Source organism: Psychrobacter sp. VH5, assembly GCF_050572635.1.
GTDB classification, from domain to species: Bacteria; Pseudomonadota; Gammaproteobacteria; order Pseudomonadales; family Moraxellaceae; genus Psychrobacter; species Psychrobacter celer.
Genome location: NZ_CP192145.1, coordinates 1985375 through 2003316 on the forward strand (window position 1 = coordinate 1985375; position 17942 = coordinate 2003316).

Genomic DNA, 17942 nt, shown 5'->3' on the forward strand with positions numbered 1-17942 from the left:
AGAACACTATGGCGATCGATAAGAACAACCCTTTAGAACAAAGCAATCCAGATCGAAATGGTCCAGGCGGCTCAAACACAGACGCTAGCAGCACGCGCCGTCGCAAAAAACCACGCCGTGATGGCAAAGGCAGCAACAACCAAGCCAAATCAAAAAGAGCACGCCGCGGCAATAGCGGTGATAACGCCGCACAAACGCTCAGCACCCAAGCCATCGATCCAAATCTGGATATAGGTGATGCAGAGGACTATGCAGCAGCGCAAGCAGAAGGCGGCATCAAAGCGATAGGCGATCAGCGTATCATTCCATTTATGAAGATAGAAAAGCCAATGGCGCTTTTATCGCTCTTGATGGTCATTGGTAGTATCATTGCAATTGCGGTCAATGGCCTAAACCTAGGCCTTGACTTTACCGGAGGCGTCTCAGCAGACGTACGCTATGAGCAACCTGTCGAGCAAGCAGAGGTCGTACAGGCTTTAGCCGATGGTGGCTTTGATGATGCTGTGGTACAGTATTTGGGTACTCGAGAAGAATTGCTAGTACGCCTACCGCCGCAGTCTGATAATGTCGATGGACTAAATGCCAGCTTGACCCAAGCATTGACACTGCCCGATAATGCTGCTGATATCAGTAACGTCAATATCATCGGTAGCCAAGTGGGCAACGAAGTGTATTTAAACTCCGTCATGGCGTTGGCACTGGCGCTGGTTTGTATGCTCGGTTATGTGGCCCTACGTTTCCAATTTAAGCTATCATTGGGAGCGGTGCTTTCGCTGTTTCATGACGCCATCGTTACTATTGGTGTCTTTGCCCTATTCGGCTTTCCATTTGATTTGACGGTGTTGGCTGCTATTTTGGCCTTGATCGGTTACTCATTGAACGATACGATTGTCGTCTATGACCGTATTCGCGAAAACTTCCGCCGCGTCCGTGGTATCTCACCGCGACAGACCATTGACCTGTCTTTGACAGAGACGTTGCGCCGTACGATTATGACCATCTCAACCGTGTTACTTGTGGTATTGGCCATGATGTTCTTAGGCGGTGATGGACTATACTGGTTCTCAGTAGCGCTATTTATTGGTCTACTGGCTGGTACGTATTCATCGACTTACATCGCAAGCTCAATCCCACTGCGTATGGGACTGTCACGTGACGACTTTATTGTAAAAGTAAAGCCTGAGTTTGAAGAAGAAATCGTGACGTTTAACGATCCAAAAATGTACGAATAAAGCCGTATTTGGCCATGATGGCATTCTCTTATCTCATGGCCAACTGACAATATAAACACAAAATTCGTATCTTTAATACAATAATAGCGTGTAAAAATAAGCACCTGACTCACCAGCTATGAGTCTAGGTGCTTTTGTCTTTTTGCTGCGTTTACGGACTACTGACCACAATCAGGTCAATATAAGACAGCCTCAGCCAGCAAAAAGATGTATGTCTATCACGTATCATCATATTGTATGTTGATTTTATTTAGCATCGCCTACGACAGCGCACTGTCTTTAACAAAGGGCATAAAACGGGTCAAAAATGTCAGTTACCGCCTCCTCTGCTAACGCCTTACCACCGATTGATATCCGCTACGCGCGCATCATCGCAATTGCGCTGCCAGTTTTGCTGGCAAATCTGGCCATGCCGCTACAAAGCGTGATCGATACGGCCATCGTCGGCAATATGAATGATACCGCTAAGCTTGCAGGTATGGGGCTTGCGATACAATTGCTGTCTTTACTGCTGGTTAGCTTTAACTTTTTGCAATATGCATCGTCTGGACTATCCGCGCAAGCTCTGGGGCAGCTGGACGTAGCAAGCAAAGATAAAAACACGCTTGATTATCATGCTATCACTCCTTTATTGTCCATCTTACAGCGTGCTTTATTATTAGCCACGGCCATCGGGTTGTTATTGCTGCTGGCAAAGCCTTGGCTGATAGATTTTGGTCTACAGGCACTATCGGCCAATCCTGAAAGTGGCCGCGCGGCCAAGACGTATTTGGATGTGCGTTTTTGGGGTGTCATCGCCGAGCTGATGAACTTTGCTTTTATTGGCTGGTTTGCAGGGCAAGGCAAAACCCGTTATATGCTGTATCAGCAGGGCTTTATTGCCATACTCAACATTATCCTAACGCTGTTTTTTGTCTTTGGGTTACAGATGGAGCTGGTCGGTGTGGCACTGGGCACCACCATTGCGTTTTGGTCAGGTGTATTATTGGCTTTATGGCTGAGCTGCCGGCACCTAAAGATATCTTGGCAAACCTTGTTTTGTGCTGACAGCCAGCATTTTACTAAAGAGAAAATGCTTAGGCTATTTTCACTGAATAAAGACATCTTTATACGTACGCTGATTCTAACGTTAAGCTTTGCTTGGATTACCCGTCTATCTGCTCAAAGTGGCGATGTTATATTGGCGGCCAATGCCATATTATTACAAGTATTGAGCATATCTGCCTTTGCCTTAGATGGCGTCGCTGTATCAGCTGAGACGCTGAGCGGACAGGCAGCTGGGCGACGCGACTGGGCAAGCTTTCGCGTCGTTATCAAGCGCACTGGGCTCGTCAGTTACACGCTGGCTATCTTATTAAGCGCGGTTTGGTGGCTGGCCATGCCTATCTACCTGCCATTTATGACCAATATCGAGGCGGTGTTTCGCTTAGCTGACCAATATCACTGGTATGCAGTGCTCTTACCCTTAGTCGGTGTGGGCGCATATTGGCTGGATGGCATATTTTTTGGTCTGACTGCTGGTAAGGTGATTCGGAATGCCGCGCTTATCTTAGCGGCTGTCTTTTTTCCGCTAAGCTGGCTACTCTATCAGCAGTGGGATATGACTGGTATTTGGCTCAGCGTCTGGAGCCTATTGCTACTCAGACTTATTATTTTAATAGGTTTTTTATACCGCGCTCATCAGACAGGCGATTATGAAAAGCTCCAAATATAGTCGATACACTCTAAAAATGTCATAGCGCTACTGGGATAAATTTTGTGCAGCCTCTGGGAACGCAGCACGCAAGTAAAATTTATACCAGTAGCGCGTTTAAATCCATAACAGTTTTACATTCAGCTAACTATAGACGCGTAAGGCGGTATTTGCTCCGATGTTGATATCGTCAGTTCGATATAAAAACGTTATAGCAAGTTAATAAAAAAAGTCAGTAAGAAAATTAGGATGTCACGTGACTACTCAATCAAAATTATTACATCAGCAGCATAGGGCCCACTATAACTGGGCCGAGGGATTTAAAAAAAGTTTGCCTGTGGCAATGGGTTATCTGCCAGCGGGGATAGCATTTGGTGTGCTCGCGCAGGTGGCGGGCATCCCTATATGGGCGACCATTATGCTCAGTGTCGTACTCTATGCAGGCGCCGCTCAGTACGCCTGCTTGCCCATGCTAAGTGCCGGCCTACCGATTGGCAATATGGCAACCAATATTGCCGCAATTAACCTGCGTCATGTGTTTTATGGGATGCCATTGCTCCACTCTCTCCCGCAGAATAAAATCGCTAAAGCCTACTGTTTGTTTGCCTTGACCGACGAGACATTTTCGATGATGACCAGCCTACCTCAGGAATCAAGGCGGTCGCTCATTTTACCCATTAGTCTGTTTAACCAAAGCTGGTGGGTGTTGGCGAGCGCGATCGGCGTGATGATCGGCAGCACCCTTAGTGATATGGTGCCGCATTTAGATTTTGCGCTGGTCTGTCTGTTTGCGATATTGGCCTATGAGCAGTTTCAGAGCATCAAACGCTATTTTCCTATTGGCATTGCCATTGTTGCGTTACTGATTGCCTCACTATTTACCAGCAACTGGTTATTATTGGTGGCCATTTTTATTTGTATGTTGATGATTTTGGCACGTGGTTTTTGGGTACAGCGCGGTACAAAAGGAGACGTTCATGAGCAGTAGTTATCTGATTTTGGCCACCTTTGCAATGGCTGCAGTGACCTTTGTGACGCGTGCACTCCCCGCTTTGATACCAAAAAAGCTGCTGGACACGCCGTGGCTACACCGTTTAAACGAAAGCCTGCCCTTATCAGTGATGGTGCTGCTTATCCTTACCAGCCTTTCTTATCAAAACTTATCAGTAACCACCGGTATGCATAGCGCAGAGCTACATTTGCTGATGGCACAGATTGGCGCGCTACTGTTGGTGCTACTGATTTATCATATCAGCCGTCAGTTATTGGTCAGTATGGTCGTTGGTATCGCTGCCATTAATGGGCTGCTATGGCTGTTTACTCAGTTTTTGGGCTAACAGTTTTATAGCAGCACCGCTTTATCTTATCTTTATCTTGTGATGAAAAAGGCTGAACTCTGATAAGAGTCCAGCCTTTTTATTAGATACTATGAGCGGCTGCTCAGTGAGAACATTATAGCTCTTCGACGCCCATCATATCGACTGGCGTGTCGGCGACGATTTGCACGCCTTTTTTACCTGTTTTGGCAGTGTCGCTGCGCTGCTCTTGTAGATGGTCAAGATAGGCTTCGTTGATTTGACCTGTGATGTAGCAGCCATTAAACACGGCACAATCAAACCCTTCTACTTTGCTGTACTTGGTGTCCTTGACCGCGTCAATCAAATCCTCTAAATCTTGAAAAATCAAACGATCAGCACCGATGATATCACGCACTTCCTCTACCGTATGGCCAGAGGCGATCAGCTCGCTACGCACCGGCATATCGATACCATACACGTTTGGATACTTGACTGGCGGCGCGGCACTAGCAAAAAACACTTTGTTGGCACCAGCATCACGCGCCATCTGGATGATCTCGTGACAAGTCGTACCACGGACGATAGAGTCATCTACCAACAGTACGTTTTTGCCCTTAAACTCAAGCGGTACTGCACTGAGCTTTTGACGGACAGATTTTTTGCGCTGCTGCTGACCTGGCATAATAAAGGTACGCCCGATATAGCGGTTTTTCATAAACCCTTCACGGTACTTGACGTTCATCTTTAGCGCCAGCTCCATCGCAGAGGTGCGCGAGGTGTCTGGAATAGGAATCACCACGTCGATATCATGATCGTCGCCCCACTCTGCAAGGATTTTGTCTGCCAGTTTTTCGCCCATGCGCAAGCGTGATTTGTAAACTGAGATATTGTCCATAATAGAGTCTGGACGGGCAAAGTAAACATACTCAAAGATACAAGGCGTGTATTCTTTTTGCTCAACACATTGATGGGTATGCAGCTTGTGATCCAAATCGATAAAAATTGCTTCGCCTGGTTTGACATCACGAATAATGCTAAAGCCTGACCCTGTCAATGCCACAGACTCAGATGCCACCATGTATTCGGTGCCGCCGTTGGGTGCCATGCGCTTACCAAAAATCAGCGGACGAATACCGTTTGGATCACGAAACGCCAATAAGCCGTGACCTGTGATCAAAGCGACCACGCCATAAGCGCCTTCGCAGCGGCTATATACCGCTTTTACCGCTTCAAAAATATCGTCAGCGCTTGGGCTGGTTTTGCCCAAGTTTTGCATCTCATGCGCTAGTACGTTGAGCAGGACCTCAGAGTCAGAGTCGGTATTTAGATGGCGACGATCTTCGATGTACAGCTCTTTTGCCAAACTCTCAGCATTGGTTAAATTACCATTGTGTGCCAAGGTGATGCCATAAGGCGAGTTGACATAAAATGGTTGAGCTTCTGCGCTGCTAGAGGTGCCCGCTGTTGGATAGCGTACGTGGCCGATACCAAATTTGCCGACCAGCTTGATCATATGATGGTTCATAAACACATCACGGACCATGCCGTTTTCTTTACGCAGATAGAGTCGTCCATCTTGCAACGTCACAATACCTGCTGCATCTTGACCGCGATGCTGTAGCATCGTCAAGCCATCATAAAGAATCTGATTGACTGGCTCATGAGCTGCAACCCCAACGACTCCACACATAGTTTTATCCTATTTTGACCCATACATTAGTACTACAATGACGACGAGACTGTAGAGCGGCCTGTTTAGCAGCCAGCATCGCCTTGCCATCTACCTGATGATATCTCTTACTACACTGATGTGTTATTTGTCAAAAACGCCCGCTATCGACTCTAGAATGTCGATTGCCCGTTTATGAGCTGTAATTGCTATCAAATCATTTTTTATCAAGGAAAAATACGAAGATAATGTCATAACATTTGGTCTAACCAAAATTGGCCGATGATATCGAGCGCTTAAGACTGATTGACCTGATCCCACGCCATGCCCAGTACGTCTGACACCAAGGCTTTACCCATCGGTGCATAAGGCAATAGCTCTGGCGCGAGGACGGACGTTTGCCACTGCGGCATTTGTACCAGCAGAGGCGCGCTGACACTCAATACCACCAAGACCATCAGTACGTTTTTTGCCGCACCAAGTACACCGCCTGCCATTTTATCCAACACACCCAAACGCAGCGTCTGAAGGACACCGGAGAATACAAAAGCAACCAAGTGCATAATGGCCAAAATAACAATCACCACCAATAAAAACGCCATGGCTATCTGCAAAACAGGGTTTTGCACCACACCCACCAGCTGCGGAGCAATCGAACCTGCCAACCGAGTGGCGGCGATAAGGGCGACAAACCAGCCCAGCAAACCCACTGCTGTCTTAATCAGCCCTACCTGAAAGCCGCGCCACAGTCCAACCAAGACGACGATAGCAATCACGATATCCAAACCACTCATGTCCTATGCCTCATTGGTTTTATCATTTGTATGGTGAGAGAGTGCCACTGATGACAGGCTTTAGCTTTCCATGGCGTCATAATAGCCGCCGATCGCCTGAATACAAGACTGTACCAGACCAGGCCCACGATAGATAAGCCCGGTATATAGCTGTATCATATCGGCCCCTGCTTCGATTTTTTTGACCGCTTTGGCACCGCTGTCGATACCGCCAACCCCAATCAGTGCCACCTTGCCCTCTAGCTGATCTGAGAACTGCTGCAATATCTGGGTACTGGTATGGCTCACAGGACGACCTGATAGCCCGCCTGCTTGGTCGCCATCTCGCAGATCCTCAACCCCGACTCGGCTCAGCGTGGTATTGGTTGCGATTAGACCGTCAATCTCAAAGTCTATTAATTGCTGCGATATATAGTCAACTTGTAATGGCTCTAAATCTGGAGCGACCTTTAGCACCAATGGCACATAAAAGCCATATTCGCTAGCCAACTGACTGTGGCGGTTTTTGATCGTATGCAGCAGCTGCGTCAGTGCTTCGCCACTTTGTAAATCGCGTAAGTTTTTGGTGTTGGGCGAGGAGATATTGACCGTAATATAAGAGGCATGCGGATAGACACGCTCAAGACAGTATACATAGTCATCGGCCGCCTGCTCTACAGGGGTGTCGGCGTTTTTGCCGATATTAATTCCGATATTGCCTTTGTATTTACACCGCTTAACGTTTTCTATCAGATAATCAACGCCCTGATTATTAAACCCCATACGATTGATAATCGCATCGGCTTGCTTGATTCGAAAGAGTCTAGGTTTCTCATTGCCCGCCTGCGCTCGAGGCGTGACGGTCCCGACCTCAATAAAGCCAAAACCCAGCTCCGCCAGCGCATCGATATAATCGCCGTTTTTGTCCAGTCCAGCAGCCAACCCCACAGGATTGGAAAACTGCAATCCCATACAGTCAGTGGGCTGCATCAACTGACCATAGGCCAACCCCAATACACGCGCTCTGTGCGCTTTGTCCAATAAAGACAGTGTCATCTCATGGGCGTGCTCAGGATCCATATTAAACAAAAAAGGGCGAAGTAAGGCATAAGACATAATGGTGGCAGACCCTGCTCGAAAGTTATGGTGAATGAAAAGTGCGAATAAGATCAAGCGCTGCGATTATATCAGCTTAACAGAAATAAGAGCAAAGTTTCATGGGCTAAATTTTTATATTAAGGCACAGGGCGATTGTCTGTGAGTGCAATCCAACCTCTGATGATTCGGTAGAGATGCCAAATAAAAGTAAACAGCATTATTAGCAATCCAACCCCTGCCAGTAGTACCGAACCGATGGCCATGTTGTTGCTACTATCGGTCAACATACTTACCCCAAATCCACCGAGCGCAAAGGCAATAATAACAATGCCCAAGACAAACCAAACAATACTGTACCAAAAGGTCTTGATTTGCCAATCAAAATGAGTAGCAAGCCATGAGCCATCGGCATCATGACGCTTAGCATAGTTCATCACGATCGGCACAATCCACAACAGACCTGCAGTAAAATAACTGACCACATAGAGCAGATAAGTGATGTGATTGTAAGTGATTAAGGAGCGGCGTTTGTCGCTATTCATAGTATTCTTCGCCTGATTGCTATCGTTATTGTTATTTATAGGATAATTGGCCATTGTACGCATCCATATCTGACAGTGACTGATACTTAGTTCATTGTGTCAAACAAAGAGGTTTTCAATGGTGCATCTATCAATAGCCTGCCGTAGATGATTCAGTGGCTAATGACTCTGTAGCGTGAGCGCCGTGATTGACGCTCATAGATGACTCACTGAGCGATGGTCGCTTGTACTTGTATCAGCTGACTGGTCAAATCTTGTTGCATCGATAGCTGAGTAAACTGCCAACCTTGCTGCTGCAGCTTGGCAAGTGCGCCACTGACCACCGCTTGACTGGCATGATCAAAGCTGAGCTGTACCGCATCGCCCGCCGCGACGACTTGCGCATTGGCAATGCCTGAATGATCAAGTAACGTACTGACGCGGCTGGCAGGCGGCATGGCCGCTGCGCCGTCTGGGGCGGCAGATGCAGTGAGCGCCTGACTGTCGATATTGCCTGCCTGAGCACGCAGCCAAAAATAATCAGCCACTTGCGCTTGATAGGCGTTTTTACTGTCTGTTGCTGCTTGATGCATACTATAGCCACCATAACCACCCACAAACACCAATAAAAACACAGACAGTACCGTTAGCGCTAGCTGATCGCGTGATGGCAAGGCATGCCAGCGCGCCGATAGGGTGTTTCGGTAATGACTAAAGCGCTCCAATAAAGCATTGTCCTTTATTGGCTTACTCGGCTCAGCAATGCTGTTGCGGCTCTTGGCACGGCGCTGTAAACGTTTCATTTTCTACCTTTTGCTGATTTTGCGATAAGTAAGAAAGACTTAGACTATGAGGCCGCTTGCAAGTCCGCATTCTCTGCAACCGCTACTGTGATCTGACCACTGAACTGCCCTTGCTCAGTGCTATTGACCTGAGCCAGCTTTGCATCGATGCCTTGGGCGATCAAGGTGCTGGTAAACTGGTCAAGACTACCACGATCAGGAGCAATCAAGGTAAAACTCAGCGCAGAGGGCTGCATCACCAAAGCCTGCGCATGCAATGAAGACTGCTTGATCAAGGGTGATAGCCGTGCCAGTGTCGCCATATGAGACGCCTGTGCTTGACTGTCATGGCGCAGTTTTGGTTGCAGCTGTATTTGTAGCTTGCTGCGACTGCTCAGTGGCTCGTTGGCAAACCAAGAATTATACTGATTTGCAATCTCAGCTTTGGTCGCAGTGGCTGCCTGCTGGTACTGATACCACTGCACGCCATCGGTTGCTATTTGTAGCACTAGCGCTGCCAACGCCACCATCATCGCCACCCGTAAATACGGCGATAGCTGAGAATCAGCAGATTTTACAAAGAAATTTAGCGCATGGCGCTCAGGGTTTTCAAGTGGTACTGGGGAGGCAGATAACGGCGTCAGCAGCAGCTGATGATCAGCGATAAGCTCAGCAGTGCGGGCAAACCAATAAGACCGAGCGTCCAGCTCGTCTTGCTGCTCCATAGCGGCGACAGGCGGCAAAAGGCTCACCTCGCTTAAGTGCGGAAAACGCTCAAAAATCAGCGGTAAATAACTGACCGCCATGCCCTGCCATGCAGACTGGCGCAGCAAAGTGGTTTGCTCGTCTTGATAAAGCGTGATTTGCTGACCGGCCTGCTCCGTTGGCGCAGGTAATAACAAAAAATCAGGCAATAGTGCGATGAGGCTCATGCCAGCCAACTGCGCGCTTTGTTGCCATGAGTCGATATCGCTCTGCGCCAAGGCATACAATTGATGACGCTCAGCGTGACTGATCTGGCGAACGGCCAACTGCTCCACAGGAGTCAAGGACATCTCTTCAAACAAATACTGCTTGCCACTATTGCCCAGCTGCTTGAGCTGGGCAGTATTTAGCTCAGTATCTACCTGCAATACATGACTGGATGGAAAGTACAGACAGACTGCATTTTTTCCATTGGCTTTATAACTCCCATACCCCTCTTGTAGCTGCTGCCACCCCTCAACGCTTTGCCAGTGTTGGAGGTCTTCATGCCAGACAGCCAGTGGGCTATGCTGCGCCCGTAACCAAACATGTATCACTAAGCGTGTCCTTAATCATTAAAGCATTTATCAAAAGTAGACGGCGTTATTGTGTAGACAACTGCTACTGGGTGACGATCATAATCATAGGCAAAACACGTATCACATCAAACAAGCTAATAAGGCTGCTTCGGTACAAAGCGATCCGTTTCCCGCGCCATGCCAGCCATCACAAAGTCCATCTCAAACACTCGTGCTTCTGCCAAGGCAAACGACTCAGGATACTCCCCTATCAGCAGCCCTGCGATGTGAGCGACGATTGACATATGACACACCACAACCAAGCACTCGGCTTCAATATGACCAAGGTCGATCAAGGCTTGATGCGCATCATCTGCTGGCGTAATGTTATCTAGTATGACAAAGGGCACCGTTGGCGCACAGGCTTGAAACGCGGCCAAGGTTTGCTGCGCTCTATCATAAGGACTCACGATAAACTGATCTGGCTGATAGCGTGTCATCACGAACTCTGCCGTTTGCGCCGCCTGCTCTCTACCCAGATCTGTCAGTTGACGCGCGCTGTCTGGCCGCATGTCGTTCTCTGCTTGACCATGACGTACCAATATAATTTTCATAAGCTTCCTTAATACCGCCTAAGCGTTGCATATCTACTGCGAGTTTTTAGCAAGTCGGCTTTTTATTTGGCGTATTATTTGTCTTTATCACTATCCTTGTCAGCGGTTTTGCTGGCTGAGCTTTTCATATGTGCTGTCAGCGCTGCATTGCTATGATCATGCGCCATCACAAACTCGACATCGCTACGAAACCCAGCTTCCATCAGATGCAAAGCCACACCCAAGGCGGCCTTGTCTTCATAAATGACGGCGTATAGGGCATGAGTGATGGGCATATAGATGCCCTCGCGGGTGGCTTTTTCGTGCACTTGCTGGATGGTATTGACCCCTTCTGCGGTCTGACCCAGCTTTTTGACTGCTGCATCGATATTCATACCACGACCAAGCATATTACCGATACGAAAGTTGCGACTGAGCTCTGAGTTACAGGTTGCGTATAAATCGCCAACACCTGACAGGCCTAAGAAGGTCAATGGATTGGCCCCCGCCTCAACCCCGAAACGGCTCATCTCAGCCAAAGCGCGAGTCAATATCATGGCCTTGGTGTTTTCGCCGACTTCATAGGCCGCCGCCATACCCATAGCAATCGCATAAATGTTTTTGAGCGCGCCGCCCAGCTCTACGCCTTTGACATCATCACTGGCAAATACCCGAAAAAACGCACTATGCAGCGCGGCTTGCACCGCATGACGCAGCGGCTCAGACTCACTCGCAATCACCGTAGCAGAGGGCATGTTTTTCATGATTTCTATGGCCAGATTGGGCCCTGACATCACGCCAAAATTCACCTCTGGCAACTCTTCTTTGATGATGTCACTCATCAAGGCAAACGTGTCTTTTTCCATACCTTTGGTCAAAGAAACAATAGATTGCCCACTGATAAAAGGCGCGATGTTTTTTAGTGTCTCACGAAAGGCCAAACCAGGCACCGCGATAAAAACAATGTCTTTGTCTTTGACTGCGGCGGCCAAGTCATGACTGTATTTTAAGCGATCATCAAGCTTATGTCCTGGCAAATATTTTTTGTTGGTTTGGGTTTTTGCCATCGCCTTAACAGTGCGCTTATTGCGCACCCAAAGCGTGGTATCACAGCCATTCCGCGCCGCGAGGTTTGCCATGGCAGTACCAAAACTGCCGCCGCCCAAAAACGCCAAACGTAGCTTGGTCGGATTGCTATGGATTTTGGCCATATTTTTTGCAACGGCAGACTCTACCGCACTGGGATTGAGCTTTTTACGGCCCAGACCTGATTTGGTGGCGCGCTCGATGATGCCTGCCAGCAGACTGTTTTGTTTATCAGAGCTTTGCTTATCCGTGTCATTATACTCGTTATTGGTGTCTTTATTACTGTCGTTAGGGCTAGTCATGTTCTGGTATCCGTGTTGACTGACTTATTATAAGTAGCATTATCGTGATTGAAAACCAAGATGCCGACCGTGTTTATTGTATATTGTGGGCATCTAAACCAAAGCGCCTGTAAACCTTATGACTCAAAACGTATGAGCGGTTCAATGTCAATGGGCTTGCGTGTAGGCTCATCCTTAGGACTGGTGCCAGTATAAACAAAAGCCGTAATATAATCATCTGCCCCCACGCCAAAGTATGCCTTGACCGCAGGCTCATTACAAAGCAAACCTGTCCGCCATACCGTACTAAAGCCTTGTGCCTTTAGAGCCAGTAGCATATTTTGGACAGCGGCGCCTGCGCTGAGCAGCTGCTCAAAAGGCGGCACTTTTTTGTGTGCTTGCATGTTGGTCACGACCGTTATGATAACAGGTGCACGTAGCGGCATGGTATGAGTTTTTTTGATGGTTTTTTCGGTCAGCACTTCACCTTGTTGTGCAGCCTGTGCCTTTGCGGCGCTCACCAATGCCGCGCCCAACTGACGACGCGCCTCACCTTCGGTGACGATAAACCGCCACGGTTGCAGCGTTTTGTGGTCAGGCGCTGTGGCCGCACAGGCGATTGCTGCTTCTATCTGAGCACGGGTAGGTGCAGGCGTGTCTAGATTGCCCATGCTGCGCCTCGAGCCAATCCAGCCGATCATCGCTTCACTATTGACTGGCATCTCATCCGTGTCGATACTTTGTATAGACTGCTTTTTATTATTTTTATCAGAGGTAGTCATTACCGCTCCTTATTTATTTTGTGGTCACAGACGGGTTGCGTCAAGCTTTGATAATCCTTGAAGCTATTTTTTACTCAAAACGACTAAAAACCATTGCATGCGCACACTGATATCATGCCTTTGTGATACCTTTATACACCCTTGCACTCAACAGCCATTGTCGCTACACAGCCTCTTCGGTGCGATGCTCCGTACGCAGGTAGTCTTCTGATTGCATCTCAAGCAAACGCGAACGTGTACGTTCAATCTCAAAAGCCAGCTTTTCTCCTTGATAAAGCTCAAGAATAGACTGCTCGGCACGCACCAGTAGCTTGACGCGGCGATCATAAAACTCATCGACCAGATAAATAAAGCGCCGCGTTGGATCACGTAAATCATCGTCTAAGGCTGGCACCACATCGACCAACACCGTACTAAACTGTTTGGCGATTTCGATAAAATCTGCAGCAGAGCGCGGCTCCATACACAAGTGTCTAAAGTCACAAAACAAGATATCTTCGGTACGGGCGTTGACCTTAATCGAGCGGCCATTGATGACGATGGGCTCTTTGCTGATTTTTTGGTTGTTAGACAGGCTGGCAAAACGGTTGGCCAGCCAGTGATGATTGGCCTTGGTCAATGGCGACTCATACAACTCAGCTTGCTGCAGTACCCGCAAACGATAGTCTATGCCTGAGTCGATATTCATCACCGTAGTATGGTGCTCGACCTCAGCGATCGCAGGCAAAAAGCGGTCACGGTGCAGGCCATCTTTATACAGACCTGCTGGCTCGATATTGGAGGTGGCGACCAACGTCACGCCACGATTAAACAGCATGGTAAACAAATCGCCTAAGATCATGGCATCAGAGACGTTGGAGACAAAAAACTCATCAAAACAAATCACCACCGCTTCTTTGTAAATAATATCAGCGACTTTTTCGAGTGGATCACTTTGACCTTGGAGCGCATTAAGCTCTTGGTGCACGCGCTGCATGAAATGATGAAAGTGCTGCCGCATCTTACGCTCGATGGTCAATGAGTCATAAAACATGTCCATCATCCACGTCTTACCGCGGCCTACCCCGCCCCACATATACAGACCCTTTGGTGCAGCAGGCTTGGATTTCAAAAAGCTAAAAAAGTGCTTTTTTTGTGGCACGCTGTCATTGAGCTGGTGATACAGCTCATCGAGGTAGCTCATGGCCTGATATTGCTGTTCATCTCGCGTAAACTCACCTGTGCTGATGGCTTGCTCGTAGCGTTGCAACGGGGATAAACTCATAATGCGACTCATTGTTTAATAAAAATTATTTAATAAAATCAAATGGTTGTATTTTTACGATTGTATATAGCTGAGGCGGCGCTCATAGCAATCGATCCTAGCTATCGTCCAGAAAAACTGTGGTGCTCAAGCAGTTTTTTTAATTCAGACAAACGCCCATGAAAAAAGTGCCCCGCCCCATCGACCACACTGACGGCGATACCCAGACGATCCGCAAATGCTTGCATATTAGCAGGGTCAATCACCTCATCAGCATTACCATAAATCTCAAAGGTCTTATCAGCAGGTAAGTCGATATCACTGCTGTCGTTTTTTTCTACCGATGGCGCAATAAGCGCGATATTTATAAGCTCAAAATCGCTCACGTCCCAGATATGTGAGGCCTCGAGCACTTGTTCGGCGACGCGCGCGGTGACATACCCGCCAAAGGAAAAACCACCCAACCACAGCTTGCGCGCGCCGGTTTGCTCAGCGATCCATTGTAGCACGGTCATCGCATCGACGACTTCGCCATCGGCATAATCATGCTCGCCTGTGGACTGCCCGACACCGCGAAAATTAAACCGCACCACATGCATGCCACTATCGCGAGCAAAGCGGTACATGGTCGTGACCACTTTGTTATTCATCGTCCCATCAAACAAAGGGTTGGGGTGACAAAGCAGCGCCACTGTATCGGTATTGGGATCGTTAGGGTTGTCTTGTTGCCAGAGCGCATCGACCTCGAGCACGCCAGCAGGAGAAGGAATCAGGTGCATATTATTACTTACTTAAGAATGAATGTCTCAATTATCCTAGATATGGTTTATATTTCAAGTGATTTGCTGTACAGACACCCTAGTAACCGCCTAAATGCTTATAAGTGTAAGATAACGGTAAGAGCGCACACAATAACTACCTAGACACCAAAGCGCCGAATGGGTTAGATTCATACTGATTGTGTAGTGGTGACTGGCAAAGCGTCAGTGCCATTTATCATTACAATACTCAACATCTAAATTGAGGAATACATTATGATTACTATGAATAAAACCGCCGCTTTTGGTGCCACATTGGCCGCCGCACTTGCTTTGAGCGCCTGTCAAAGCACCCCGTCATCACCGGTCATTCAACGTGCCAACGCTACCTACGAGACCACGGGTATCGCCGATACAAAAGTCAAAGCGCAACAAAACGCCATCGATAGCGCTCAAAAAACGTGCCGCAGCAAGCAAGTAATTATCATTGAGGACACAGTTAACTACAATGGTATCTTGGATGAGCGCACAGGCCGCATGGTTGGACAAGCTGGCGCGGTGCTCGGTAGTATCTTTGGTACCGGTTCACCAGATTTATCGCGTGATGACGACTATGAATACACCATCAGCTTTCGCTGCCAATGATTCGCTGCCAATAACGTGATGGTGCGTAAACACAGCCGCTAGCAACTCGCCAGCCCTTCTGTTTGTCACAGCATTTATGCAGCAGATCGGTTGGCTTCTCTTTTTGTGACTGCGCTTTTGAGGTAAACTATCATCAGCTCAAAACCTCAAGCGATACACGCAGCGCTATTTCGCGGATTGTCAACTTGCCTTGCTCTCTGATTGATAGGGTCGGTTGTTTTTTTGCCGCGTTTTTTTTCCGCATTGCTTTTTACGATATGGTCTCTTTGGTTTTGATAGCAACCATTTCATACCTTTCTGTCCCACTTTATACTTTTATGTCTTAGTCGGCTTTGGTCTCCTATTATGCGCAAACCCAATCTCTCAAATATCAAACAAGCCAAAGTCCTAGCCCCTGCCAAAGACTTGGCGACGTTAGAAGCTGAGCTTGCTGAGCAAGAAAACAGCCTAGAAGTCAGTTTAGAAGACACGGTGCTGCGCTTAAGTGACTACTTGTCGGCGGTAGAGATGGTGGTAAAAGAAACCTTTAACCATCGCGTGTGGGTGAAGGCTGAGATTCGCAACTTATCGAGCAAAGGTGGGCATCATTATTTTGAGTTGGCCGAAAAAGATGACGATGGTAAGGTCGTGGCCAGCTGCCGCGGCAACCTCTGGCGCTTTAAGGCCGCCCGCGTTTTGGCGAAGTTTGAGCGCGCAACGGGCATGCCGCTTGAGCGCGATCTGACCGTACTGCTCAAAGTATCGGCAGGTTTTCATGCGCAGTATGGCTTTTCGCTCACAATCGAGGATATCGATCCAAGCTACACGTTAGGCGATTTGGCGCGGCAGTATGCTGAGATGGTCGACCGCTTAACGGGCGAAGGACTCCTGCACCTCAATCAGCAGCTACCGACACCGTTTGATATCGAGCATGTGCTGGTCATCGCCCCCGAAAAAGCCGCAGGATTGGGCGACTTTCAGGCCGATGCAGACCGCTTAGCCAGTACCGGTGCTTGTCAGTTTCATTACCATCATGCCACCTTTCAAGGCAATCATGCGCCAAGCGAGATTCGCCAAGCCATCGTCAGCGCTCAGCAGCAATTCCAAGATACCTATCAGCATTTGCCAGATTTATTAGTAATTATCCGCGGCGGCGGTGCGGTGGGCGATTTGGCTTACTTAAATGACTATGAGCTGGCAGCATTGGTGGCTGAGCAGCCTATTCCTGTGTGGGTCGGCATCGGTCATGAGCGGGATAAAGTCATTCTAGATGAGGTGGCGCATACTAGCTTTGATACGCCATCAAAAGTCATCGCAGCGATTATCAGTCATCTGGCTCAGCTCATTACCCAAACGCTGCAATACCAAGCACAAATCAAACAAGCGGCCACACAGCAGCTCACGATGGCTGAGCAAAAAACGTCACGACAATTGAGCCATATCCAATCGCACACCATCGGTCAGCTGACCGCACTGCGAAAAGACAGTGATTATGCGTGGCGTAGCATTCAGCAAAGTGCCCAGCGCCAAGTTAAGCAAGCCGCCAGACTCACCAGCAATCTGCGCGCGCAGACTCAATCCTTGGCTTATCAGCAATTAGCAGCCGCTTCTACTTATAGTCAAAACCACCAAAAAACAGTGATACAAACCGCCCAGCTGCGCGTCATACAAGCGCAGCGTAATAGCGCGCATCTGCGTGACATTGTCCTTTTACACCGTCCTTCTCGTGTGCTCAAGCAAGGCTATACCATGCTCACTGATGCCAAAGACAAACACATTCTGACCAGCAGCACGCAGCTTTATCCTGAGCAAAACATTCATATCGTCTTAAAAGATGGTAAAGCACAGGCACAGATTGTTGAGATTAAAGACAATCACAAGAGGACAGAATCTGCTAATACGCTAACCGAATCAGACAACAACGTTTAAAAACTAATTACTTAAACCCTATTATCTACCAAAACCATTACCAGAGCTTAGGAAAACCTTATGACTACCCCGACTCGCCGACGCAAAAAAGCCGCCCCAAAAACCTTTAAGGCGGCTTACAATATTTTAAAAACCAATGCCGAGCAGCTACAGCAGCAAGATGAACCCGATATCGACAACCTTATGACCACGGTCGAAGAGTCAATCGCGGCGTATCGTGTCTGCGAAACCCGCATCAATGCCGTACAGCAAGCGCTAGATGCGGCGTTTGCTGAAGAAGGTCGCACAGAGAGTAGTGATCAAAACAGCAACCGCTAG

Annotated in this window: 18 protein-coding genes; 7 read left to right on the top strand and 11 right to left on the bottom strand. The window is 48.2% G+C overall.

Going from position 1 to position 17942, the window contains the following annotated elements; genetic code table 11:
• Positions 1–8 precede the first annotated feature (8 nt).
• The 4 genes from secF to ACNFVB_RS08355 all read left to right on the top strand — a co-directional run bounded on the left by secF (position 9) and on the right by ACNFVB_RS08355 (position 4262).
• Positions 9–1232: a protein translocase subunit SecF gene (secF, locus tag ACNFVB_RS08340; protein ID WP_430737176.1), complete on the top strand. Its 1224-nt coding sequence runs from the start codon at positions 9–11 to the stop codon at positions 1230–1232.
• A 307-nt stretch (positions 1233–1539) separates the two neighbouring features.
• The gene (locus ACNFVB_RS08345; protein WP_430737177.1) at positions 1540–2946 is read left to right on the top strand and encodes an MATE family efflux transporter; all 1407 of its coding nucleotides are present in this window, start codon (positions 1540–1542) and stop codon (positions 2944–2946) included.
• A 235-nt stretch (positions 2947–3181) separates the two neighbouring features.
• A complete protein-coding gene (locus ACNFVB_RS08350) occupies positions 3182–3913 on the top strand; it encodes an AzlC family ABC transporter permease (RefSeq protein ID WP_430737178.1) in 732 nt (243 codons plus the stop codon).
• A complete protein-coding gene (locus tag ACNFVB_RS08355) occupies positions 3903–4262 on the top strand; it encodes an AzlD domain-containing protein (protein WP_192992883.1) in 360 nt (119 codons plus the stop codon). The genes ACNFVB_RS08350 and ACNFVB_RS08355 overlap by 11 nt, the downstream gene beginning before the upstream one ends.
• Before the next feature lie 115 nt (positions 4263–4377).
• Here ACNFVB_RS08355 and purF read toward each other — a convergent pair whose 3' ends face one another.
• From purF to ACNFVB_RS08410, 11 genes are all read right to left on the bottom strand, one after another.
• Positions 4378–5913: an amidophosphoribosyltransferase gene (purF, locus tag ACNFVB_RS08360; RefSeq protein WP_430737179.1), complete on the bottom strand. Its 1536-nt coding sequence runs from the start codon at positions 5911–5913 to the stop codon at positions 4378–4380.
• 275 nt (positions 5914–6188) lie between these two features.
• The gene (locus ACNFVB_RS08365) at positions 6189–6686 is read right to left on the bottom strand and encodes a CvpA family protein (RefSeq protein ID WP_192992885.1); all 498 of its coding nucleotides are present in this window, start codon (positions 6684–6686) and stop codon (positions 6189–6191) included.
• Positions 6687–6746: 60 nt separating this feature from the next.
• Positions 6747–7781: a quinone-dependent dihydroorotate dehydrogenase gene (locus tag ACNFVB_RS08370; protein ID WP_075102088.1), complete on the bottom strand. Its 1035-nt coding sequence runs from the start codon at positions 7779–7781 to the stop codon at positions 6747–6749.
• Between the two features lie 119 nt (positions 7782–7900).
• Positions 7901–8359 (bottom strand): DUF4870 family protein, encoded by a 459-nt coding sequence (locus ACNFVB_RS08375; protein ID WP_227526442.1) that lies wholly within the window; start codon positions 8357–8359, stop codon positions 7901–7903.
• 152 nt (positions 8360–8511) lie between these two features.
• Positions 8512–9087, bottom strand: a complete 576-nt coding sequence (gene gspM, locus ACNFVB_RS08380) for a type II secretion system protein GspM (RefSeq protein WP_430737180.1) — start codon at positions 9085–9087, stop codon at positions 8512–8514.
• A 44-nt stretch (positions 9088–9131) separates the two neighbouring features.
• Entirely contained in the window at positions 9132–10367 is a 1236-nt protein-coding gene (gene gspL, locus ACNFVB_RS08385; protein WP_430737181.1) for a type II secretion system protein GspL, read from the bottom strand.
• 116 nt (positions 10368–10483) lie between these two features.
• Entirely contained in the window at positions 10484–10942 is a 459-nt protein-coding gene (locus tag ACNFVB_RS08390; protein WP_430737182.1) for a SixA phosphatase family protein, read from the bottom strand.
• A gap of 74 nt (positions 10943–11016) precedes the next feature.
• The gene (locus ACNFVB_RS08395; protein WP_430737183.1) at positions 11017–12309 is read right to left on the bottom strand and encodes an NAD(P)H-dependent glycerol-3-phosphate dehydrogenase; all 1293 of its coding nucleotides are present in this window, start codon (positions 12307–12309) and stop codon (positions 11017–11019) included.
• A gap of 116 nt (positions 12310–12425) precedes the next feature.
• Positions 12426–13010 (bottom strand): nitroreductase family protein, encoded by a 585-nt coding sequence (locus tag ACNFVB_RS08400; RefSeq protein WP_241900697.1) that lies wholly within the window; start codon positions 13008–13010, stop codon positions 12426–12428.
• A gap of 223 nt (positions 13011–13233) precedes the next feature.
• Positions 13234–14334 (bottom strand): cell division protein ZapE, encoded by a 1101-nt coding sequence (zapE, locus tag ACNFVB_RS08405; RefSeq protein ID WP_430737184.1) that lies wholly within the window; start codon positions 14332–14334, stop codon positions 13234–13236.
• A 101-nt stretch (positions 14335–14435) separates the two neighbouring features.
• Entirely contained in the window at positions 14436–15092 is a 657-nt protein-coding gene (locus tag ACNFVB_RS08410; RefSeq protein ID WP_430737185.1) for an alpha/beta hydrolase, read from the bottom strand.
• Positions 15093–15347: 255 nt separating this feature from the next.
• Here ACNFVB_RS08410 and ACNFVB_RS08415 point away from each other — a divergent pair, with 255 nt between their 5' ends.
• From ACNFVB_RS08415 to xseB, 3 genes are all read left to right on the top strand, one after another.
• Positions 15348–15716: a hypothetical protein gene (locus ACNFVB_RS08415; protein ID WP_075102097.1), complete on the top strand. Its 369-nt coding sequence runs from the start codon at positions 15348–15350 to the stop codon at positions 15714–15716.
• 345 nt (positions 15717–16061) lie between these two features.
• The gene (gene xseA, locus ACNFVB_RS08420) at positions 16062–17624 is read left to right on the top strand and encodes an exodeoxyribonuclease VII large subunit (RefSeq protein WP_430737186.1); all 1563 of its coding nucleotides are present in this window, start codon (positions 16062–16064) and stop codon (positions 17622–17624) included.
• A 60-nt stretch (positions 17625–17684) separates the two neighbouring features.
• Positions 17685–17942 carry an exodeoxyribonuclease VII small subunit gene (gene xseB, locus ACNFVB_RS08425; RefSeq protein WP_430737187.1) on the top strand — a complete coding sequence of 86 codons (258 nt, stop codon included), beginning with the start codon at positions 17685–17687 and terminating at the stop codon, positions 17940–17942.

What these genes read in the sequence shown, in the direction of transcription:
- secF (WP_430737176.1), top strand. Translation starts at nt 9, where the DNA reads ATGGCGATCGATAAGAACAACCCTTTAGAACAAAGCAATCCAGATCGA.
- ACNFVB_RS08345 (WP_430737177.1), top strand. Translation starts at nt 1,540, where the DNA reads ATGTCAGTTACCGCCTCCTCTGCTAACGCCTTACCACCGATTGATATC.
- ACNFVB_RS08355 (WP_192992883.1), top strand. Translation starts at nt 3,903, where the DNA reads ATGAGCAGTAGTTATCTGATTTTGGCCACCTTTGCAATGGCTGCAGTG.
- purF (WP_430737179.1), bottom strand. Translation starts at nt 5,913, where the DNA reads ATGTGTGGAGTCGTTGGGGTTGCAGCTCATGAGCCAGTCAATCAGATT.
- ACNFVB_RS08365 (WP_192992885.1), bottom strand. Translation starts at nt 6,686, where the DNA reads ATGAGTGGTTTGGATATCGTGATTGCTATCGTCGTCTTGGTTGGACTG.
- ACNFVB_RS08370 (WP_075102088.1), bottom strand. Translation starts at nt 7,781, where the DNA reads ATGTCTTATGCCTTACTTCGCCCTTTTTTGTTTAATATGGATCCTGAG.
- ACNFVB_RS08375 (WP_227526442.1), bottom strand. Translation starts at nt 8,359, where the DNA reads ATGGCCAATTATCCTATAAATAACAATAACGATAGCAATCAGGCGAAG.
- gspM (WP_430737180.1), bottom strand. Translation starts at nt 9,087, where the DNA reads ATGAAACGTTTACAGCGCCGTGCCAAGAGCCGCAACAGCATTGCTGAG.
- ACNFVB_RS08390 (WP_430737182.1), bottom strand. Translation starts at nt 10,942, where the DNA reads ATGAAAATTATATTGGTACGTCATGGTCAAGCAGAGAACGACATGCGG.
- ACNFVB_RS08395 (WP_430737183.1), bottom strand. Translation starts at nt 12,309, where the DNA reads ATGACTAGCCCTAACGACAGTAATAAAGACACCAATAACGAGTATAAT.
- ACNFVB_RS08400 (WP_241900697.1), bottom strand. Translation starts at nt 13,010, where the DNA reads ATGCCAGTCAATAGTGAAGCGATGATCGGCTGGATTGGCTCGAGGCGC.
- zapE (WP_430737184.1), bottom strand. Translation starts at nt 14,334, where the DNA reads ATGAGTTTATCCCCGTTGCAACGCTACGAGCAAGCCATCAGCACAGGT.
- ACNFVB_RS08410 (WP_430737185.1), bottom strand. Translation starts at nt 15,092, where the DNA reads ATGCACCTGATTCCTTCTCCTGCTGGCGTGCTCGAGGTCGATGCGCTC.
- ACNFVB_RS08415 (WP_075102097.1), top strand. Translation starts at nt 15,348, where the DNA reads ATGATTACTATGAATAAAACCGCCGCTTTTGGTGCCACATTGGCCGCC.
- xseA (WP_430737186.1), top strand. Translation starts at nt 16,062, where the DNA reads ATGCGCAAACCCAATCTCTCAAATATCAAACAAGCCAAAGTCCTAGCC.
- xseB (WP_430737187.1), top strand. Translation starts at nt 17,685, where the DNA reads ATGACTACCCCGACTCGCCGACGCAAAAAAGCCGCCCCAAAAACCTTT.